Below are 21,096 nucleotides of genomic sequence, written 5' to 3'. Positions count from 1 at the left end.
CGCCGTGGCCCCCCCCTCGGCCAGGTATTCCAGCCATTTGCCGAGGAAGGTGTTCATCCGCATGCGGTGGCTGATCAGTTGGGCCGGCGGCGGGTACATGCCCATCACGTCCTGCCAGCGGCGACCGACGTAGCAATGCGTGGTCTCGGCCTGGCGGGCGTCACGGTACAGGCGCACATAGGCCGAAGGATCCGGCTGCCCGGTGACCGGGTCGGCGAAGTCGTAGGTCAGGCGCAGCTCCACCGTATAGCGGTGGCACTCGATGACGTCCAGGCGCACATCCAGCCCATCGCCGATCGAGGAGAGGTAGCTGCCGGGGACGAGCTCGGCGGGGGCGAACAGGCGCACCAGGTGCTGGTAGTTCTCGGCGTACAGGCCCATCAGCCAGCTCAAGCGGCTGAGCCGGGGAATGCGTTCGATACGGGGCGATGCCTGGGCCATGGGTCGATCCTACACGTTGATCTCCCAACGTGGGGGCGGCAGCCGCCCGGCCAAAGGGGCGGCCCGCCACCGGTTCACGGACGCAGGGTAGTCCCGGCCCCGGACGAAGGAAGAGCCCCCTTGTTGTTCAAGGGGCGTGCCGGATCAATACATCTCGCGCTGCAGCCCCAGCGTGCCCAACACCTTGCTCGAGATCTCCTCGATCGAGGTGTGGGTGGTGCTCAACGTCGGGATCCGTTCCATCCGGAACATGGTCTCGGCCGCGGCGACCTCGCGGCGGCAGGTCTCCAGATTCGCGTAGCGCGAGTTCGGGCGGCGCTCCTGGCGGATCTGCTGCAGGCGGTCCGGGTCGATGGTCAGCCCAAACAGCTTCTTGCGGTACGGACGCAGCCGCGGCGGCAGGCGGTCCTGCTCCAGATCCTCATCCGTCAGCGGGTAATTGGCCGCGCGGACCCCGTAATGCAGGGCCAGGTAGATGCAGGTCGGGGTCTTCCCGGCCCGGGACACGGCCACCAGGATCACGTCGGCATCGTCGTAATTGATGGCGATGCCGTCGTCGTGGGTCAGCGCGAAGTTCATCGCGTTGATGCGCCGGTGGTAGGTCTCGAAGTCGACCATGCCGTGGGCCTGGCCGACCCGGGAATGCCGGTTGACCGCCAGTTCGCGCTCCAGCGGCTCGATGAAGGGGGCGAACACATCCAGCATCAACCCGCCGCTTTCGGCCAGGATGATGCTCAGCCCGCTGTCCACGCAGGAACTGACCACGATCGGCCGAACCTGGTAGCGCTCCCCCGCTGCACGGATCCTTTCACAGGCTTCCCGCGCTTTTTCCGGATCATCGATGAACGACATTCGGTCGGTGATGAAGCTGAACCCGGAGAACTGGGTCAGGAGGCTATGCCCAATGGTTTCAGCGGTGATACCGGTTCCATCGGACACGTAGAACACCGGACGGATCGTCGACATACGGCTTTTACCCCCTCCGAAGCTTAAAAAGGCTGTCGATACAAGCTTGTGCCGACAGCGGTCTGCCCGGCATCATATCGGCTTCTTCCTACGGACGTGGCCATCCAGCCCGCCTCGGGCGATGGCCAAACGGAGCATCGCGCTTGAACGAGAATATCCTGTGGTTGCACGAACTGCGCCTGGCCGATCTGGCCCGCGTAGGCGGCAAGAATTCGTCGCTTGGCGAAATGATCGGCAATCTTGCCGGTCTGGGGGTGTCTGTCCCCGGCGGTTACGCAACCACCTCTGAAGCCTTCAAGGACTTCATCGCCCACAACGATCTGTCCAAGCGCATCTTCGACAAGCTGGCCACGCTGGACGTGGAAGATGTCGGTGCCCTGACCGTGGCCGGCAAGGAAATCCGCGGCTGGGTGATCGATGCCCCGCTCCACCCGGCGCTGGACCAGGACATCCGCACCGCCTACGCCAAACTCTGCAGCGAAAACGGCGGCGGCGATGTCGCAGTCGCAGTGCGCTCTTCGGCCACCGCCGAAGATCTGCCCGATGCGTCCTTCGCCGGTCAGCAGGAGACCTTCCTCAACGTGACCGGCGCCGACGATGTCGTGCTCAAGGTCAAGGAAGTGTTCGCCTCGCTCTACAACGACCGCGCGATCGCCTACCGCGTCCACCACGGCTTCAAGCACGAGGACGTGTTCCTGTCCGCCGGCGTGCAGCTGATGGTGCGCTCGGGCGTGGGTTCTTCCGGCGTGCTGTTCACCCTGGACACCGAGTCCGGCTTCCGCGACGTGGTGTTCGTCACCTCCTCGTTCGGCCTGGGCGAAATGGTCGTGCAGGGTGCGGTCAACCCGGATGAGTTCTACGTCTACAAGCCCACCCTGAGCGCCGGCAAGCCGGCGATCCTGCGCCGCTCGCTCGGCAGCAAGGCGATCCGCATGGTGTATTCGGATGTCCCCGGTGAGCGCGTGCGCATCGAAGACACCCCGGCCGAGCTGCGCAACACCTTCTCCATCAGCGACGAGGACGTGCAGGAACTGTCCAAGCAGGCGCTGGTGATCGAAAAGCATTACGGCCGCCCGATGGATATCGAGTGGGCCAAGGACGGTGTCAGCGGCAAGCTGTTCATCGTGCAGGCGCGTCCGGAGACCGTGAAGTCGCGTGGCCATGCCACCCAGATCGAACGTTTCGCACTGAACCAGAAGGACGGCAAGGTGCTGGCCGAAGGCCGCGCCGTCGGTGCCAAGATCGGTGCCGGTACCGCCCGCGTGGTGCGCACCCTGGACGACATGGCCCGCGTGCAGCCCGGCGACGTGCTGATCGCCGACATGACCGACCCCGATTGGGAGCCGGTGATGAAGCGCGCCTCGGCCATCGTGACCAACCGTGGCGGCCGCACCTGCCACGCGGCGATCATCGCCCGTGAGCTGGGCGTGCCGGCCGTGGTCGGCTCGGGCAACGCCACCCAGCTGATCCAGGATGGCCAGGAAGTGACCGTCAGCTGCGCCGAGGGTGACACCGGCTTCATCTACGACGGCATCCTGGAGTTCGAGCGCACCACCACGGACCTGGGCAACATGCCGCCGGCGCCGCTGAAGATCATGATGAACGTGGCCAACCCGGAACGTGCCTTCGATTTCGGCCAGCTGCCGAACGCCGGCATCGGCCTGGCCCGTCTGGAAATGATCATCGCCAGCCACATCGGCATCCACCCGAACGCGCTGCTGGAGTACGACCGCCAGGACGCGGCGACCAAGAAGAAGATCGACGAGAAGATCGCCGGTTACGCTGATCCGGTCAGCTTCTACGTCGGTCGTCTGGCCGAAGGCATCGCCACGCTGACCGCCTCGGTCGCCCCGAACCCGGTGATCGTGCGCCTGTCGGACTTCAAGTCCAACGAGTACGCCAACCTGATCGGCGGCACCAACTACGAACCGCACGAAGAGAACCCGATGATCGGCTTCCGCGGCGCCAGCCGTTACGTCGATCCGAGCTTCTCGGCCGCCTTCGCCCTGGAATGCCAGGCGGTGCTGCGCGTGCGCAACGAGATGGGCCTGGACAACCTGTGGGTCATGATCCCGTTCGTGCGCACCCTGGAAGAAGGCCGCAAGGTCGTCGAGGTGCTGGAACAGAACGGCCTCAAGCAGGGCGAGAACGGCCTGAAGATCATCATGATGTGCGAAGTGCCGTCCAACGCACTGCTCGCCGATGAGTTCCTGGAGATCTTCGACGGCTTCTCGATCGGCTCCAACGACCTGACCCAGCTGACCCTGGGCCTGGACCGTGATTCCTCGATCGTCGCGCACCTGTTCGACGAGCGGAACCCGGCGGTGAAGAAGCTGCTGTCGATGGCGATCAAGTCTGCGCGCGCCAAGGGCAAGTACGTCGGCATCTGCGGCCAGGGCCCGTCCGACCACCCGGATCTGGCCGAATGGCTGATGCAGGAAGGGATCGAATCGGTGTCGCTGAACCCGGATACCGTGGTGGATACCTGGCTGCGTCTGGCCAAGCTCAAAGCCAAGGGTTGATCCTTTCGGCAATGAGATGAACAACAAAACCCCGCCCAGGCGGGGTTTTGTTGTTGAGGGTAGCGCCACGCCATGCGTGGCTGCCTTTCGTCGGGGGTCCAGATGCCGGAAGGTCCGCGTTGCCACGCATGGCGTGGCACTACCGTCAGGCTTCGGCGGGCTCGGCCAGCTCGGCCACCGGGTAGTCGGTAAACCCTTCCGCCCCGCCCCCGAAAAACGTCGCTTTGTCCGCCGGGTTCAACGGCAGGCCCTGCTGCAGGCGCTCGGGCAGGTCCGGGTTGGCGATGAACGGACGGCCGAAGGCGATCAGGTCGGCCCAGCCCTTCGCCAGCGCTTCTTCAGCGCGCTCCACCGTGTACTTGCCCGCGTAGATCAGCGTGCCACGGTAGATCATGCGCAGCGCTTCCTTGAAGGCGACCGGCATCACCGGGGCATCTTCCCAGTCGGCTTCGGCGATATGCAGGTAGCCCACGCCGATCTGATCGAGCAGATGCGCGGCGGCCAGGTAGGTCGCCTGCGGCGTGTCGTCCACCGCGCCCTGCAGCGTGGTCAGCGGCGCCAGACGCACGCCGACGCGCTCGGCACCGATCTCCTCGGCCACCGCTTCGGCTACCTCGCGCAGGAAGCGCAGGCGGTTCTGCAGCGCGCCACCGTAGGCATCGGTGCGCTGGTTGGCCTGGGAGTCGATGAACTGGTTGATCAGATAGCCATTCGCACCGTGCAGCTCGATGCCATCGAACCCTGCCGCGATGGCGTTGCGCGCGGCCGCCGCGTAGTCGCGCACGATCCCGGCGATCTCGTCGACGGCCAGTGCCCGCGGCATCGAGTGCTGCACCATCTCGCCGACGCCGCTCAGCGGGCCACGGCCCTCGGGATCGACGAACACCTTGACGCCCTCGGCCAGCAGCGCCGAGGAGGACACCGGGGCGGCGCCACCCGGCTGCAGGGCCACATGCGAGACGCGGCCGACGTGCCAGAGCTGGGCGACGATGCGGCCGCCGGCAGCGTGCACGGCATCGGTGACGCCGCGCCAGCCGGCAATCTGGGCCGCGTCGTGGATGCCCGGCGTCCAGGCGTAGCCCTGGCCCTGCTGGCTGATCTGGGTGCCTTCGCTGACGATCAGGCCGGCCGAGGCCCGCTGGGCGTAGTACTCGGCCATCAACGGTGTCGCGACATTGCCCTCGCCGGCCCGCGAGCGGGTCATCGGGGGCATCACGATACGGTTGGGCAGCGTCAGGGTGCCGCGGGTATAGGGGGAGAACAGCATGGGAAATCCTTGATCGGGAGCGCCGCCGCAGCGGGGATGCCGACAAGGATGGGGACAGTGCTGCCCGCTCAACAGACCTGCGGCGGCAAAACAGTTGTGCCGCCGATGCAACGATCGATCAGGTACGCTCGGCCGCCAGCATCGAGTAGGCTGCCCGCACGGTCTCGTACCCGTAGGTCCGCTCCAGCCGGCGCACGATGAAATGGCCGCGTGCCACGTCCTGGTAGTAGTCGGTGAACATCGTGTTGAGCGTCGCGCCGGCCACCGCCCCCACGATCGGCACCGCCTGCGCGGCGAACTTCTCGGTGACCACCACGCCGAAACGCGCGGCGACCTTCTCCACGAGCTTGGCCAGCCACTTGCCGGCTTCCTTCGGGGTCAGCCCGATCATCACCGGGCTGCCGCCGACCGCGCGGCCGGCCAACTCGGCCGACAGGTGACGCATCACCTCGGCAGTGAAGCCACGCGTGATGTAGTAGCCGGTTTCGCTGGCATCGTCCTTGCCGGAGTTGCCCCCCAAGGCAAAGACTTCCAGGCAGGCATGCCGGGTGCTCATCTCACGCAGGTCGAAGCCTTCGCTGCGGGCCACGTCGGCCACCGAGCGCATCATGATCGTGGTGGACACCGGCAGCTCGATGAACAGCGTGGTGAAACCGAAGGCGCCGCCGACCGCACCGGAGGTGGCCGCGGCCAGCTTGTGCCAGCGGGTGGACGCCGCTTTGCCCGGCGTGTTGTCCATCGTCCACAACGCCGCCTGGGCGGATTTGAACAGCGCCGCTTCGACCGCGCCGTGGATGCGGCGGGACACCGAATCGGGCAGGCGTTTGACCGCGAACTCCAGCGGCGAACCGATCAGGTTGGCCATCTTGGCGGTCAGCGTGGGCGATTCCAGCAGGTCCACCGCACGCTGCAGGTCGCGCCAGTCCTGCGAAGTAGGCAGGATCGAGGACTCCAACGGCGGCGGTTGTGGCGAGGTCATGGCGTTCATGGCCGCGATCATAGCGCCGCCGATGTATACCGCTCGTTGCCTCGCCTGCCGGTGGCTGAACGCCTGCGCACAGGCCGCGTTGCCGGGCGACGCCCGGCGTTCGGGTCAGGCCGGCAGGCCCGACAGCGCGCCCATGAACTGACGGTAATGGCGCAGCTCTTCGATGGAATCATGCACGTCGCTCAGCGCGGTATGGCTGGCGGTCTTGCCCACGCCGGCGGCCACGCCCGGGGCCCAGCGCCTGGCCAGTTCCTTGATCGTGGAAACGTCCAGGTTCCGGTAATGGAAGTACTTTTCCAGACGCGGCATTTCACGGTGCAGGAAGCGGCGGTCCTGGCAGATCGAGTTGCCGCACATCGGCGAGGCGCCCGCCTTGATCCATTGCTGCAGGAAGGCGATCGTCTGTGCTTCGGCCTGCCCCAGCGTGATGGTGCTCTCGACCACGCGCTGCCACAGGCCGGAACGACGATGCTGGTTGCGGTTCCACTCGTCCATCGCTTCCAGCCGCTCGACCGGATGATGGATCGCGAATTCCGGGCCTTCGGCCAGCACCTTCAACTGCGCATCGGTCACCACGGTGGCGATCTCGATGATCGCATCGTTGTCGGTGTCCAGACCGGTCATTTCCAGATCGATCCAGATCAGTCGCTCGCCTTCTGCGCCGTTGTCCGCCATGTGTTCGCCTTGTGCTGGGCCGCCGCTTGCGCCGCGACCGGGAATGGATAAGGCGCCCATGATACCGCCAACCCGTCATGACCCTGTCGCTGCGGGGGCCTTATTCCAGCAGCAGTGGCGGCTTGCCGCGCTTGGCGCGGAAGTAGTTGGTCAGCCGGGTGCTGGCGTCCTTGGCGAGCACGCCACCGTGGATCTCCACGCGGTGGTTGTGGCGCGCGTCGCCGATCAGGTCGAACACGCTGCCGCAGGCACCGGTCTTGGGGTCTGTGGCCGCATACACCAGCCGCGCCACGCGTGCGTGCACGATGGCCATGGCACACATCGCACACGGCTCCAGCGTCACGTACAGCGTGCTGCCGATCAGCCGGTGGTTGGTGATCGCCCTGCCCGCCTGCCGCATCGCCACGATCTCGGCATGCGCGCTGGGGTCATGGTCGGCGATGTTGAGGTTCCAGCCTTCGCCGAGCACGGTGCCATCGGCACCGACCAGCACCGCGCCGACCGGAATCTCATTGAATTCACGCTCGGCACGCTCCGCCAGGCCCAGCGCGTGGCGCATCCAATGCTCATCCTGGTCGTGCACCGGCACGCCCAGTGGTGGTGGCGGGGCGAGGCGCTCAACCATGGCCGTTGGCCTTGCGCACGAAGGCCTCGAATGCGGCCAGGGTGGCCTCGCTGACGTGGTGCTCGATCCCTTCGGCGTCGCGGCGCGCCGAATCGGCGTCCACGCCCAGCGCCAGCAGGAACTGCTCCACCGTCTGGTGGCGGGCGCGCATCTCCACCGCCAGCTGCTCGCCGGCCGGGGTCAGGAACACGCCGCGATACGGCCGCTGGATCGCCCAGCCCTCCTTGACCAGCCGCTTGAGCGCCTTGGCCACCGTGGGCTGCGCAACCCCGAGCCGGGTGGCGATATCCACCTGGCGGGCTTCGCGGCCATCGGCGATCAGGTCCGCGATCAGCTCCACGTAATCCTCGACCAGCTCGGACCGGCGCGCTTCACGCACCTGCACGAAGCCCTCGACATGCACCTGGGCATCGATCAGGGGCGAGGTGGCTTTACGGGTCGAGGACGGCATGGTGGCTCCAGCAATAGGCCGGTGGCGAAGGGCTGCGGCGCCCGGACAGTTTACCTCACGGGGGTTTGCGACTGATCCGGGCGGGCCTCACGTGGCCGGGGTGCGCCGGCCAGCAGCAGGCACTGCTGGTGAGCAAGGTCCAACACATCTCCAAGGCCGCTCACGGCCTTCCGGAAGGCGCCGGCGCAATGCCGGGACGGTTCTCTCGGCGTCAGCGGGGTCGACGCTGAAGCGCAGTCTCAAACAGCACGGTGCCTTCGCGATTCTGCGCCACCAGCGTGCCGCCATGCGCACGCGCGAACTCGCTGGCGATGAACAGGCCCAGCCCCAGCCCGCGGCTATCGTGGAAACTGGCCTTGAACGGCTCGAACAACCGCGGCAGCAACGCCTCGGGAATCTGCCCGGCATTGCGCACCTGCAACCGCAGCGGCGCGCTGCGCTCGCCCTCCAGGCGCACCACCACCGGCGCATCGCCACCGTGCAGCACGGCGTTGCCGATCAGGTTGGACAGCAGCTGCGCCAGGCGATCCGGATCGCCCTGCAGGTGGGCATCGCCCTGGACCTGCAGCTCGATCGTCGCCTGCGGATGCGCACGCCCGGTCTCGGCCACGACCGATGCAGCCACCTCCGCCAGATCGCATTCGGTGCTGTGCAGGCGCAGGCCACCGGTGCGGATCTTGGAGAAATCCAGCAGCTGATCCACCATTCGCGCCATCCGCTGCGCACTGTTCTCAAGGTGGCCAAGCGTGCGCTGCACCGCGCCATCGTCGGGCAGGTCCAGCGACAGCTTATCGGCGCACAGCAGGATCGAGGCCAGCGGCGTGCGCAGATCGTGCGTCAACACAGCCATCATCGTCTCGTTGAGCTTGAGCGCATGCTCCAGCGCCTCGTTGCGCGTCTTCAGCAGCTGCTTCTGCTGGTAAAGCTCGATGAACACATTGACCTTGCTCATGATCACCTGCGGCTCGATCGGCTTGTGCAGGAAATCCACGGCGCCGGATTCGTAGCCTTTGAAGGCACGCACGGGGTCGTTTGGTGAGGCGGTCAGGAAGATGATGGGGACATCGCGGCTGCGCTGCGAGCCACGCATCAGCTCGGCCAACGAGAACCCGTCGATTTCCGGCATGTGCACATCCAGCAGCGCGAGCGCGACTTCGTGCTCCAGCAGCAGCTCGAGTGCTTCGGCACCGGACAGCGCGCACAGTATCTCCAGGCCGGGGCGACGCAGCAGCGCCTCCATCGCGACCAGGTTCTGCGGGATGTCATCGACAATCAGCAGCTTCACGCAATCGGTGGTGGCAGTCGACCCGGCGGGTTCGATCAGGTTCATCGGGTAAGACCTTTCATACGCGTGCAGATGGAGGTGAGCGGCAGCACCGCATCGGCGCCGGCGTGTGCCAGGGCCGATGCGGGCATCATCGAGGAATAGGCCTCCTCAGGGCATTGGATCCAGGCGTCGCCGCCGGCCTGGCGGACAGCGGCGACGCCATCGCTGCCATCGGCGCTGGCGCCGGTCAGCAGGATCGCCAGCACGCCATCGCCGAACACATCGGCGGCGCTTTCAAACAGCGGATCGATGGCCGGACGCGAGAACAGCACCGGTGGGTCCACCGACAGCGCCAGCGTGGCACGGTCCTCGACCAGCAGATGGTAGTCCGGCGGCGCGAAGGTGACCGTACCCGGCTGCAGGGGCTGTTTGTCCTCGGCCTCGCGCACCGGCAGCGGGCAGCCGGCGTCGAGCAGGCCGGCAATGCGGCTCGGTCGATCACGTGGCAGATGCAGTACCACCAGCACGGGCAGCGCCAGCGTCGTCGGCAGCGATGACAGCAGCGCCTGCAGCGCGCTGACCCCACCGGCCGACGCGCCGATGACCACCAGATCGAACCGGCTGCGTTGCGACGTGCCGCTCATCAGGCCAGCTTCCGATACAGGCGCTGATCGCGCGCGCAGGCTTCGAACAGGTCGGCATGCGCGCCGAACTGCAGCGATTCCTTGCTGCCCAGCCCGAGGAAGCCGCGATGGACCAGCGCCTCGTGGAACAGGCCGATGGCACGGTCCTGCAGGGGCCGCTGGAAATAGATCAGCACGTTGCGGCAGGACACCAGGTGGACTTCGGAGAACACGGTATCGGTGGCCAGACTGTGGTCGGCGAACACGATGTTGCGCTTCAGGCGGCGATCGAACACCACGCTGCCGTAGCCGCTGCTGTAGTAATCCGAGAGCGAGCCGGTGCCACCGGCCGCCAGGTAGTTGCGGCTGAACTGCGCCAGCCGGTCCAGCGCGAACGCACCGGATTCGGCGGCCTGCAGCGCTTCGGGATTGATGTCGGTGGCGTAGATGATCGCCCGGTCGAGCAGGCCTTCCTCGTGCAGCAGGATCGCCAGCGACCACACTTCTTCGCCGGTACTGCAGCCGGCAATCCACAGCTTGATCGAGGGATAGGTGCGCAGCACCGGCACGGCATGCTCACGCAGCACCCGGAAATACGGCGGGTCGCGGAACATCTCCGAGACCTGCACGGTGAAGTACTGCATCGCCTGGGCGAAGGTCTCCGGCTCGTGCAGCAACCGGTGCTGCAGCGCCCCCATGGTCGGGCAGTCGAAGCGCGCCATGGCATGCCGCATGCGCCGCCGTAGCGATGCCAGCGCATAGTCACGGAAGTCGTAGTGGTAGCGCTGGTAGACCGCCTCCAGCAACAGCTTCAACTCCAGGTCGAACAGCTCCGTTTCATTCATCGGCGCGAGCACCACACCCGGCACAGCGAGACCAGCTTGTCCACGTCGATTGGCTTGGCGATGTAGTCATTGGCACCGGCCTGCAGGCAGTGCTCGCGGTCGTCCGGCATCGCCTTGGCGGTCAGCGCGATGATCGGCAGGTCGCGCCAGCGGTTGTCCGCCCGGATTTCGCGCATGGCGGTCAGCCCGTCCATCTCCGGCATCATGATGTCCATCAGCACCAGGTCGATCTCCGGGCGCAGCTTCTCCAGCGCCTCGCGACCATTGCGCGCGATTTCCAGGGTGACCCCCAGCGGCTCGAGCACGCTGGACAGCGCGAAGATGTTGCGCACATCGTCTTCGGCCAGCAGCACGATGCGGCCATCCAGCACCGCATCGCGGCGGCGGGCCTCGCGCAGCAGGCGCTGCTGGTCGGTCGGCAGGGAGGCCTCGACACTGTGCAGGAACAGGGTCACCTCATCGAGCAGGCGCTCGGGCGAACGCGCGCCCTTGATGATGATGCTCTTGGAATAGCGGCGCAGGCGCTGCTCTTCATCGCGGGTCAGTGCGCGGCCGGTATAGACGATCACCGGCGGGAACGCGACGGCATCATTGCCGGCCATGCGCTCGAGCAGGTCATAACCGGTGCCGTCGGGCAGCGCCAGGTCGGTGACCATGCAATCGAAGGTGGAGCCGGCCAGTTCGGCCATCGCCTCGGTGATGGTGCCGACCGCGGTGATCTCGAGTTGGTCGCGGCCCAGCAGCAACTGCAGATTGGAGCGCAGCTCGCTGTCGTCCTCGACGATCAGCAGGCGGCGCATGTCACGCTGGCTGGTGGCCTCCAACTGCTGGATCGCGCCGAGCAGGCGCTCGCGCGTGGCCGGCTTGATCACATAGCCGATCGCGCCCAGCTCCATCGCCACCTGCGAACGCTCCAGCCCGGACACCACGTGCACCGGGATGTGACGCGTGGCCGGGTCGCGCTTGAGGCGCTCCAGCACGCTCAGCCCGGAGACATCGGGCAGGCCGATATCGAGCAGGATGCCATTGGGGCGCAACTCGGCAGCCAGACTCAGCGCTTCCTCAGCGGTGCCGGCCACCACGCAATCAAAGTCCAGTTCGTGCGCCATCGAGACCAGCGCGCTGGCGAACGCCGTATCGTCCTCGACCACCAGGATCATCCGGCCCGCGCGGCTGCGGCGGCCCCGGTCATCCATCACCTTCGCCGCAGGCGCGGGTGCAGGGGTGGATTCGGCGTGGGCACGGCCCAGCGAAGCAGCGGCAGGCACGACCGGTGCTGCCACGGCGGCGGGACGTACGTCGTGCACGACGTTGTGAGCGGTGCCAGTACCACCACCGGCCAGCAGCGGCAGCTCCAGCGTGAAGCAACTGCCCCGCCCCGGCTCGCTGGAGACCGTGATGCTGCCGCCCATGCGCGCCGCCAGATCGCGTGAGATCGACAGCCCCAGCCCGGTACCCCCATAACGGCGGCGGGTGCTGCCATCGGCCTGGCGGAAGGCTTCGAAGATGACCGCGGTCTGTTCTTCGGGAATGCCGATGCCGGTATCGGACACGGCGAACTGGATCCGTCCTGCCCCGGCACTGCGCACCTTCAACGACACGCTGCCGTGTTCGGTGAACTTGACCGCATTGGCCAGCAGATTCTTCAGGATCTGCTGCAGGCGCTGGCTGTCGGCCAGCAGTTGGGCCGGCGCGTCCGGTGCGGCGCTGATCTCCAGGCTCAGGCCCTTCTGCACGGCCATCGGCTCGAAGGTTTCCTTCAGGCGCTGCAATACGCTGGACACCGCGAGATTCTCTTCGACCAGCTCGACATGGCCAGCCTCGATCCGCGACAGGTCCAGAATGTCGTTGATCAGCGCCAGCAGGTCGTTGTTGGAGGAATGGATCGCCTGGGCGTACTTGACCTGCTCGGCGGTCAGCGTGGCGTCCTTGTTGTCGGCCAGCAGCTTGGCCAGGATCAGCGAGCTGTTGAGCGGCGTGCGCAGCTCGTGGGACATGTTGGCCAGGAATTCGGATTTGTAGCGCGAACTGGCCTCCAGTTCGGCGCTGTTCTGGACCAGTTGCGCCTGGGCCAGCAGCAGGGCCTGCTGGCGCGACTCCAGCTCGTGGGTGCGCTCTTCGAGCTGCACATTGGTCTGTTCCAGCTCGGCCTGCTGCTGCTCCAGGTTGGCCTGGGAATGCAGCAGGCTGCGGCTCTGCTCTTCCAGTTCCTCGTTGGCCACGCGCAGCTCTTCCTGCTGCGTCTGCAGCTCTTCGCTCTGGCGCTGGGTCTCCTCCAGCAGTTCCACCAGCTGCGCATTGAGCAGCGCCGCGCGCAGCGCGATGCCGATCGGCTCGGCGCACTGCAGCAGCAGCGCCATCTCCAGGCCACGCGCAGGCGAGACGCCCGCCCGGCCCAGCTCGATCACGCCGATCACCACGCCGTCGGCGGTGATCGGGCCCAGCAGGCGCTGGTGCACCGTGGTGCGGCCCAGCGGGGTATCGATATCCAGCGGGCTGTCACTGTCCTCCAGCCGGCGCGCGCGGCCCTCGCGGATGATCTCGCCCCATTGGCCGGCATGCGCCGGCAGGGTCTCCGGCAGCTGCGAAGGCAGCGCGGCGCCACCGACCAGCACCAGCCGCTCGCCCTGCAGGCGATACATGGCGCCGACATCGGCATTGAGCTGCGCGCACAGCGCGCGCATGGCCGAATCGGCCAGTTCACGCGGGGTGGGATCGCCCTGCAGGCTGGTGCCCACCACGTTTTCGCCCGCCTGCAGCCAAAGCGCATCGGCCGCTTCCCGGCGCGCACCGATGGCCTTCATCACGGTCAGCGCCATCATCAGGAAAGCAACGCCGCCGATGCTGCGGTTGACGAAGGAGAACGCCGAGTTGCTGCTGGACGGGGCCACGTTGTAGCCCACCGCAAGCAGAATGCAGGACCCGATCGCCACCAGCAGAGGCACTTCCATCCGGCGCTGGAACAGCGTGATGCCGACCGCCATGAAGTAGGTCAACCAGACCGCGTAGCCCAGCGGCACCACCATCTCCGTGCCCAGCGTGGCGGCCATCAAGGCGACCGACGCAAGCCAGATCCAACGGTCACGGGAGGTGGGCGCAGAATTCATGCCGTGTTCCAGCTTAAAAGGGGCCTGATGGTACCCGAAGCGGTAAACGGGTGTTAAGCGCCAGAAGTCAGCGTGTTCGACGCACGTTCTTGACACTTTCTTCACATGGCCGCCCCTACGGTTCGGTCCCTTATCGGGGGAGTCGATAACCGTCGTGGTCCAGGCCGTATCCAGCGTTGCACCGCTCGCCGACGAAAGCCGGCAGCTGAAGCTGTTGATCGACAACGTGAGCGATCACGCGATCTATCTGCTCGATACGCAGGGCAGTATCTGCAGCTGGAACCGTGGCTGCGAACGGGTCAAGGGCTATGCCGCCGAGGCCGTCATCGGCAAGCACGTCAGCCTGTTCTACACCCCCGAAGACCAGCAGCTGGGCGTCCCGGAGCAGGCGCTGGCGTACGCGCGGGACCATGGCCGCTTCGTCGGTGAAGGCTGGCGGGTGCGCTGCAACGGCGAGCGGTTCCGCGCCGGCGAGGTGATCGAGCCTCTCCGCGAAGACGGCTGCCTGCTCGGTTTCGTCAAGGTCACCCAGGATGTCACCGAACGCTACCAGGCCCAGCGCCTGCTGCAGGATGCGCAGCGCGCGCACGTGCAACAGCGCCAACTGGACAATGTCGGCCGGCTGACCCGCGGCCTGGCCCATGAATTCAACAACCTGCTGACCACCATCGGCAACGCCCTGGACCTGATCGCCCTGCGCCCCGGCGCCGACGGGCGTACCCAGGAGCTGGTGGACCTGGCCCATGCCGCTGCCGACCGCGGCTCGCTGCTGACCCGCCAACTACTGGCGTTCTCCGCTGATCAGACGCTGGTGCGCGAGCCGGTCGTGGTGCAGGACTTCCTGCTCGATGCCCTGCCCGTACTGCGCCGCGCCTGCCCGACGGGCATCGAAGTGCGGCTGGATCTGACCTCGGATCTGCCCCCGATCGTCACCGATGGCGTACAGTTGCACAGCGCCGTGTTGAATCTGGTGCTCAATAGTGGCGAAGCGATGCCCCAGGGCGGCACGGTCACGATCACGGCCGAGGTCGAACAGCGGCTGGCGCCGGATCTGTCCCAGCCCATGCGCCGCCACTATGTCGCCATCGCGGTGACCGATCAGGGCAATGGCATGCCCCCGGACATCGCCGAGCGCGCCAGCGAGCCATTCTTCACCACCAAGGAAATCGGCAAAGGCAGCGGACTGGGGCTGAGCCAGGTGTTCGGCTTCGTTTCCCAGTGCGACGGCTTCGTCGACGTACAAACCGCCCCCGGACGCGGGACCACCGTCCGTCTGTTGTTACCTGTCATTGAGGAAGTCGAGCATGTCTGAGCCCCTACGCGTATTGATGGTCGAAGACCAGCAGGACCTGCGTGAACTGATCGGCCAGGCGCTGCAGGACTTCGGTATCGAAATCCACACCGCCGACGATGGCCCGGCCGCGCTGCGGCTGATGCAGGACCCGGGCGGGTTCGATGTGGTGTTCAGCGATATCAGCATGCCCAACGGCATGAGTGGTGTTGAGTTGAGCGAGCATGTGGCCGATGTACTGCCCAATGCGCGCATCATCCTGGCCTCCGGTTACGCCCGCTCGCAGCTGCCGCCGCTGCCCGAGCATGTGGAATTCCTGCCCAAACCGTATCGTCTTCGCCAACTGGTGACGTTGCTGCAGTCACCGGTCGCGCCCTGCTGAGCGAGCGCAATGCCGCCAGCGTGAACGCTTCATCCGCGCCGCTCGTGCTTCACATCGGTTCTGCATTCCACTGGGGATAGTAGTGGTGTAGTCGGAACAGGGCGCGGTAGATGCTGGACAGAAGTGATGATGTAGATCGGATGGCGCTGATCGAAGCGCTCAACGTGATGGACCCTGCGTTGGGTACTGCGCTGGACCCGATCACCGAACTGGCGGCGTTTACCTTCGGCGTTCCAATGGCGCTGGTGTCTATCTTCGATGCCGAGCACCAGCACATCATCTCGCGCGTCGGGCTGACGCTCACCCGCAACGAACGGCACGCATCAATCTGCGCATGGGCGTTGGGCGCCAGCGACGTGCTGCAGGTGACGGACCTGCGCCTGGATGCGCGTTTTGCCGACAATGCCCTGGTGACCGGCCCGCAGCAACTACGCTTCTACGCGGGCGCCCCGCTGATCACCAAGGCCGGCATCGCACTCGGCACGCTGTGCATCATGGGCCGTGAGCCCCGTCAGTTGTCGGCCGAAGAACAGCTGCAGCTGCAGACGCTGTCACGTGTGGTGGTCGCGCAGATGGAGCTGAAGATGTCGCTGGGCCGGCGCGAGCAGATCAGCGGCCTGCCCAACCAGCAGCAGTTCCAGGCCGACCTCAATGCCCTGTCCCGCCGTGGCCAGGCGCATGCATTCACCGCAGTGCTGCTGGATGTATTCGATCTGCAAAGTGCCAACGAGGCCGGCCAGGCGCTGGGCATGAAGCCGGTGGAAACCTTGCTGCGCCAAGCCGCGCTGCGGGTGCAGGATGTGCTGCGCGATATCGCACAGGTCTATCACGTGGGCGTGACCCGCTTCGCCTTCCTGCTGCCGGACCACGCGCACCCCCAGACCGAGGCACTGCTTGACCGCCTGCGCGTCCGCATGCGCCGGCCGCTGATGGCTGGCCGCATTCCGATGTCGCCGCAGTTCCATGCCGGTGTATGCGACTTCCGCCCCGTACCGGGCCAGACCGCGGATCTGGTCCGCAAATGCCTGGTCGCCATGCACCACGCCATCCAGACCGATGCCTGCCTGTGCTGGTACTCGCAGGAACGCGACGATGCCCTGCGCCGGCGTTACCGCCTGGCCTCCGACGCCGGGCGCGGACTGGCCCAGCACCAGTTCAGCCTGGTGTACCAACCACGCTTCGATCTGCTCGGCGGGCTGCCGGTATCGGCCGAGGCGCTGCTGCGCTGGACCCACCCGATGCTGGGCCCGATCAGCCCCGGCGAATTCATCCCGGTGCTCGAGCGCACCGCGCTGATGCCCGCGATCAGCCGTTGGGTCATCGATCACGCCTTGGCCCAGGCCGCGCAATGGCAGGATCGCGTGCCCGGCTTCAGCCTCTCCATCAATCTTTCGCCACGCGACTTCGATGATCAGTGTGTATGGAGCGTCCTGTCCGAGCGCCTGCACGCGTACGGTCTCGCCCCCGACCTGATCGAAATCGAAATCACCGAAGGCCAATGGCTCAACCATCATCCCGCGGCGTTGCCGCAGCTGCGCGACATGGCGGCTGCCGGCGTGCGCATCGCGATTGACGACTTCGGCAGCGGCTACAGCAATTTCGGTTACCTCAGCGAGGTGCCGATCAGCCACATCAAGATCGACCAGACGCTGGTCACCGGGCTGGCGCGCTCGCGCACCGCGCGGCTCAAGGTGGAAGCCATCATCAAGCTCGCGCGGCAGCTCGGGTATCGCACGGTAGCCGAAGGCGTGGAGAACGAAGCCGAGCTCTCGCTGTTGCGGCTGTGGGGCTGCGACGAAGCACAGGGCTATCACCTCGCGCGGCCCATGCACCCTGACGCGGTGCTGCAGCTGGTCAGTGCCTGCCGCGCCGGCCCCTTGCCGGACGCCGGCTGAGACCCCGCGACGCGGTCGGCAGCCCGGGTGATAATGGCCAGCCCGCCTGCCTCGCTCCCAGACCATGACCGATCTCACCCCGCTGCCCACCCTGCCGCTCGGCCATTACCGCCATTTCAAAGGCGGCAACTACGAGGTGATCGGTGTCGTCCGCCATAGCGAAACGCTGGCGCCGATGGTGCTGTACCGGCCGCTGGATTCGGCGGTCGGCCTGTGGGTGCGCCCGTACGAGATGTTCGTGGCACAGGTGGAGGTGGAGGGGCAGTGGCGGGCGCGTTTTTCGCGGGTTGAAGCCGGCCTTTAGGGCGATTCGCACGCCCAGGTGTTCCAGCCCTTGTCCTCAACCTGTTTAAGGGTGATCAGGCCGACGGCCCCATCGAGTTGTCGACGCAGGCAGAAGCGCGCCCAGTGGAACATCGTGGGATCTGATCCCCTCGTGCGTTCGAACCTCATCACAACCTCGTACGCCACCCCGACACGCAACGGCGGCAATGGTTTATGCGCGGCGCTGCCTTGCGCGTCCCCGTAGCGCACGCAGCCATCGGGATCCAGCGAACGTGGCTCATGCCAGGGATAATCATCCAGCCAGAGGGGAACGGTGGCCGAACGTTCCAAATCGTAGACCCAGATGGTTTGCAGATTCAGTACCCGCTTCAGGCAACGAAGCTCTCCAGCAGGCAGGCCGAAACAGGCGGCTCCCTCTACCCAACGCACGTCCACGGCGCCGGCCCGGGAAAGCGCACGCGCAGGGCTGATCGACAGAAGGATCGCCGCGGCCAGCAAGACAGTCGCCAAACGCGGCGCGGCGCAGAAGGAGGGAAGCGGCATTGTCTGCACTACGGAACATGGAGCCGCCCAGTTTAGTCAGACGTTTCCGCAGGCGGTCCCCGCCGTCATGTAGCGTCGGATACAGCGCGTTTGATTCAGCCCGCCACGACGCCTCGCCCATCCACCAGTTCACGCAACCGCGCCGTCACCGCGCGGAACTGCGCCGGCAGCGTCGCCGCATCCAGTGCATCGATCTGGCGCGACAGCAGCGACAGCGCCTCGGCCATGCTGACGACCGCCTGCCCTGCCTCAACCTGGGCCTCTTGGACATCCAGGTGCGCACCGATCACACCGGCCAGCACCTCGAAGCCTTTCACCGTAGCGCCATCGAGCTTGGAGGGATTCGGATCCAGCGCGCACAGGGTGCCGTGGAAACCGCCATCGCGGCGGAACATCGGCACCGAAATGTAACTTTCAAACCCGTACAGCGCCGGCGTGGGATGGCTCGAGAACACCGGGTGGGTGCTCGCCTGATCGAACTGCACCAGATGGCGATGTTCACGGATCTCATCGCAGATGGTGGTTTCCAGCACGAGGTCATCGCCGGGTCGCAAGCCAAAATCAAGACGATCATGCACGGCGCAGGCGGTCCAGCGGTCTGCAGTGACGCGCGCCACCGCGACGAAGCGCATGCCGGTCATCGCACTGGCCAGTTCCAGCATGCCCGGCACCGCCGGCATGGCCATCAGCGCCGCGATATCGTCCAGGCGTGGATCCGTCGAGGTCGTCGGTTCCGCCAGCGGCGCCGAGCCCGGACCGCCGTCCTCCAGCGGGTTCTCCATGGCCGCCAATCGTCGGTCCAGCACCTTGGCGTTGACCTCGTTGAACAGGCCGCGCACGGCGACCGACAACGCGCGCGCGTCCTTGACGATGCCAACGAAATGAATGCCCTGCCCGACCAGCCGGATCTGCTCGACACCATGGTCCACGCGCAGCGAGGGCCACGCCTGGCGGTGCAGGATGCGCATCCAGTCACTGGGCGGCGTGTCGTCCAGCAGCGCGGTCACGATCACCCGCGACGGGGCAGATCCGGCCGGGAGACCGGGCAGATCAAAGCCGATGAGCGCCGGAAAGCCCGTACTGGTAGACATCACAACCCCTATGCGGCCTGGCGCAGCCATCGACAGGTGGTGGCTTTGAAGTGAAATTGTCGCATGAATGAGCGAGACTGGCCGTGAGCGGACGCTGCTCCGCACGCGGGTACGCGCCTACAGCGGCAGCGGTTATCATCCACATGCCGCTCGTCGTGATCGAATCGCGAGTCGTTCCGCCAACGAGCGCAGGATGCACCCTTTGCCAAGGACAAGGAACGGACTTCATGGGCTCAACGGGCCAGGGTTTTTCAGTAGTGGTCGGGATCCTCTGGGCGCTGCTCGGACTGCTGTGGATTTTCGTCCCCTTTGCCATCTTCGGGATCAAGGGTCTGCTCAAGCAGATCGTTGCCGAACAACGGCGGACCAACGAGATTCTCAGCCGCGTCCACGGCGATCGCCTGCCGCCGGCGTCCCCCGAACCCCAGCCGTTCAGGTTCGGGCCGTATCCGTGAAGGGGCGCCGAAGCTGCAGGCTGCGAATCCAGCGTTCCATGCGCCCCACTGATTAATGGTGCGCCGCAGCAGTACAATGCCGCGCTTCCCCGATCGACGCCGCCGCCTGCATGAGCTCCTCCTCCGTCCCTCTGGCCGCCCGGCTCTCGCCGCGCGAGCGCACTCTGATCCTGCTGGCCTTGTCGCTGGGCGGCTTCGCCATCGGCACCAGCGAGTTCGCCAGCATGGGGCTGATGCTTGAAATCAGCCGCGGTCTGTCCATCAGCGAAACACAGGTCGGCCACCTGATCAGTGCCTACGCCGTCGGCGTGGTGGTCGGCGCCCCGGTGCTGGCCTTCGCCGGTGCCGGCTTCGCTCGCCGCAACCTGCTGCTGGCGCTGATGGGGTTCTATGCCATCGGCAACCTGGCCAGCGCGCTGGCGCCGAACTACGGCACGATGTTGCTGGCCCGCTTCGTCGCCGGTCTGCCGCATGGCGCGTATTTCGGCGTGGCAATGCTGGTGGCCGCCGCGATCAGTCCCCCGGCCCAGCGCGGCGCGGCGGTATCAAAGGTGCTGCTCGGCCTGTCCGTTGCCATCCTGGTCGGCAACCCACTGACCACCTGGCTCGGCCAGCAGCTCAGCTGGCGCACTGCTTTCGCGGTAGTCAGCGTCTTGGCGATTGCCACCGTGGCCATGATCGCGCGCTTCCTGCTGCCCGATCCGGATGAAGTCCGCACCTCGCCAATGCGCGAACTGCGCGCCTTCAACCGCACCCAGGTGTGGCTGGCGCTGGCGATCGGTTCGGTCGGTTTTGCCGGCATGTTCTGCGTGTTCACCTACCTCGCCCCGACCCTGGTGCAGGTCACCGGCCTGGCCGAATCGTGGATGCCGCTGGCCGTGGGCATCTTCGGCATCGGCGCGATCATCGGCAACGTGGCTGGTGGCTGGCTGGTGGACCGCTTCCAGTTCCGTGCCGCCGCCGTGGTGCTGGTGTGGTCGATCCTGGTGCTGCTCGCCTTCCCGCTGGCCGCACAGTCGGTGTGGAGCGTGTTCCCGATGATCATCGCCGTCGGCACCATGGGCGCCCTGGCGGCCGTACTGCAGACCCGCCTGATGGATGTGGCGGGCGAAGCGCAGACGCTGGCGGCCGCCTCCAACCACGCGGCGTTCAACACCGCCAACGCACTGGGCCCGTGGTTCGGCGGCATGGCGATCGGCGCCGGCTTCAGCCCGGCGGTGACCGGTTACGTCGGCGCCGCCACCGCGCTGGGCGGCCTGCTGCTATGGGGCGTGGCGATGCTGGTGGACCGCCGCTCACGCGGCGTACCGGTGCTGCAGCAGTAAGCGCACCGCCAGCCCCGTCGGCCAATTCGAATCCCTGCCCAGGCAGGGATTT

General features: G+C 66.4%; 19 protein-coding genes and 2 pseudogenes. 7 read left to right on the top strand and 14 right to left on the bottom strand.

Annotated elements, in window-relative coordinates; translation table 11 throughout:
- Both ACE026_RS07300 and ppsR read right to left on the bottom strand, forming a co-directional pair.
- Positions 1-441, bottom strand: a 441-nt coding sequence (locus tag ACE026_RS07300) for a DUF1249 domain-containing protein (protein WP_486038548.1), incomplete at its 3' end; no start/stop codon positions are given.
- A 144-nt stretch (positions 442-585) separates the two neighbouring features.
- Positions 586-1,407, bottom strand: a complete 822-nt coding sequence (ppsR, locus tag ACE026_RS07295; RefSeq protein WP_019184148.1) for a posphoenolpyruvate synthetase regulatory kinase/phosphorylase PpsR — start codon at positions 1,405-1,407, stop codon at positions 586-588.
- Positions 1,408-1,550: 143 nt separating this feature from the next.
- On the opposite strand from ppsR, the gene ppsA reads away from it, so the two are divergent.
- Entirely contained in the window at positions 1,551-3,929 is a 2,379-nt protein-coding gene (ppsA, locus tag ACE026_RS07290; RefSeq protein ID WP_486038547.1) for a phosphoenolpyruvate synthase, read from the top strand.
- A 145-nt stretch (positions 3,930-4,074) separates the two neighbouring features.
- On the opposite strand, the gene ACE026_RS07285 is transcribed toward ppsA, so the two are convergent.
- From ACE026_RS07285 to ACE026_RS07240, 10 genes and pseudogenes are all read right to left on the bottom strand, one after another.
- Entirely contained in the window at positions 4,075-5,196 is a 1,122-nt protein-coding gene (locus ACE026_RS07285; RefSeq protein ID WP_486038546.1) for an alkene reductase, read from the bottom strand.
- A gap of 118 nt (positions 5,197-5,314) precedes the next feature.
- Entirely contained in the window at positions 5,315-6,175 is an 861-nt protein-coding gene (locus tag ACE026_RS07280) for an EcsC family protein (protein ID WP_345784559.1), read from the bottom strand.
- A gap of 114 nt (positions 6,176-6,289) precedes the next feature.
- Entirely contained in the window at positions 6,290-6,859 is a 570-nt protein-coding gene (orn, locus tag ACE026_RS07275) for an oligoribonuclease (protein WP_346480819.1), read from the bottom strand.
- 100 nt (positions 6,860-6,959) lie between these two features.
- Complete coding sequence (gene tadA, locus ACE026_RS07270) at positions 6,960-7,484, bottom strand: tRNA adenosine(34) deaminase TadA (protein WP_313211138.1); 525 nt, start codon at positions 7,482-7,484, stop codon at positions 6,960-6,962.
- The gene (gene mntR / locus ACE026_RS07265; protein WP_088435394.1) at positions 7,477-7,935 is read right to left on the bottom strand and encodes a manganese-binding transcriptional regulator MntR; all 459 of its coding nucleotides are present in this window, start codon (positions 7,933-7,935) and stop codon (positions 7,477-7,479) included. Before mntR ends, tadA begins: the two co-directional genes overlap by 8 nt.
- A 211-nt stretch (positions 7,936-8,146) precedes the next feature.
- Positions 8,147-9,265 (bottom strand): hybrid sensor histidine kinase/response regulator, encoded by a 1,119-nt coding sequence (locus ACE026_RS07260; protein WP_486038545.1) that lies wholly within the window; start codon positions 9,263-9,265, stop codon positions 8,147-8,149.
- On the bottom strand, positions 9,262-9,846 hold the full coding sequence (locus ACE026_RS07255; RefSeq protein WP_486038544.1) for a chemotaxis protein CheB: 585 nt from the start codon (positions 9,844-9,846) through the stop codon (positions 9,262-9,264). Before ACE026_RS07255 ends, ACE026_RS07260 begins: the two co-directional genes overlap by 4 nt.
- Positions 9,846-10,694 carry a CheR family methyltransferase gene (locus tag ACE026_RS07250; protein ID WP_183073658.1) on the bottom strand — a complete coding sequence of 283 codons (849 nt, stop codon included), beginning with the start codon at positions 10,692-10,694 and terminating at the stop codon, positions 9,846-9,848. The genes ACE026_RS07255 and ACE026_RS07250 overlap by 1 nt, the downstream gene beginning before the upstream one ends.
- Positions 10,667-11,935 (bottom strand): annotated as a pseudogene (locus ACE026_RS07245) (response regulator); the annotation flags it as partial. The gene ACE026_RS07250 and the pseudogene ACE026_RS07245, both read right to left, overlap by 28 nt.
- 80 nt (positions 11,936-12,015) lie before the next feature.
- Positions 12,016-13,777: pseudogene (locus ACE026_RS07240) on the bottom strand (sensor histidine kinase); the annotation flags it as partial.
- Between the two features lie 154 nt (positions 13,778-13,931).
- Here ACE026_RS07240 and ACE026_RS07235 point away from each other — a divergent pair.
- From ACE026_RS07235 to ACE026_RS07220, 4 genes are all read left to right on the top strand, one after another.
- The gene (locus tag ACE026_RS07235; RefSeq protein WP_486038543.1) at positions 13,932-15,089 is read left to right on the top strand and encodes a two-component system sensor histidine kinase NtrB; all 1,158 of its coding nucleotides are present in this window, start codon (positions 13,932-13,934) and stop codon (positions 15,087-15,089) included.
- Positions 15,082-15,450, top strand: coding sequence for a response regulator (locus tag ACE026_RS07230; protein WP_121037386.1), 369 nt, complete (start codon positions 15,082-15,084; stop codon positions 15,448-15,450). Before ACE026_RS07235 ends, ACE026_RS07230 begins: the two co-directional genes overlap by 8 nt.
- A gap of 140 nt (positions 15,451-15,590) precedes the next feature.
- The gene (locus ACE026_RS07225) at positions 15,591-17,345 is read left to right on the top strand and encodes a putative bifunctional diguanylate cyclase/phosphodiesterase (RefSeq protein WP_486038542.1); all 1,755 of its coding nucleotides are present in this window, start codon (positions 15,591-15,593) and stop codon (positions 17,343-17,345) included.
- 64 nt (positions 17,346-17,409) lie between these two features.
- Positions 17,410-17,649 carry a DUF1653 domain-containing protein gene (locus tag ACE026_RS07220; RefSeq protein WP_486038541.1) on the top strand — a complete coding sequence of 80 codons (240 nt, stop codon included), beginning with the start codon at positions 17,410-17,412 and terminating at the stop codon, positions 17,647-17,649.
- On the opposite strand, the gene ACE026_RS07215 is transcribed toward ACE026_RS07220, so the two are convergent.
- Positions 17,646-18,173 carry a hypothetical protein gene (locus tag ACE026_RS07215; protein ID WP_486038540.1) on the bottom strand — a complete coding sequence of 176 codons (528 nt, stop codon included), beginning with the start codon at positions 18,171-18,173 and terminating at the stop codon, positions 17,646-17,648. The genes ACE026_RS07220 and ACE026_RS07215 overlap by 4 nt on opposite strands.
- A 95-nt stretch (positions 18,174-18,268) precedes the next feature.
- Positions 18,269-19,264 (bottom strand): GAF domain-containing protein, encoded by a 996-nt coding sequence (locus ACE026_RS07210; protein ID WP_486038539.1) that lies wholly within the window; start codon positions 19,262-19,264, stop codon positions 18,269-18,271.
- Between the two features lie 143 nt (positions 19,265-19,407).
- Here ACE026_RS07210 and ACE026_RS07205 point away from each other — a divergent pair, with 143 nt between their 5' ends.
- Complete coding sequence (locus tag ACE026_RS07205; RefSeq protein ID WP_486038538.1) at positions 19,408-19,719, top strand: hypothetical protein; 312 nt, start codon at positions 19,408-19,410, stop codon at positions 19,717-19,719.
- A gap of 110 nt (positions 19,720-19,829) precedes the next feature.
- Positions 19,830-21,044 (top strand): MFS transporter, encoded by a 1,215-nt coding sequence (locus ACE026_RS07200; RefSeq protein ID WP_486038537.1) that lies wholly within the window; start codon positions 19,830-19,832, stop codon positions 21,042-21,044.
- The last annotated feature ends 52 nt before the right edge of the window (positions 21,045-21,096 follow it).

This window comes from Stenotrophomonas sp. AGC87 (genome assembly GCF_057333975.1).
Note: the sequence above shows the minus strand (reverse complement) of the source record. Positions and strands in the feature narration are given on the sequence as shown.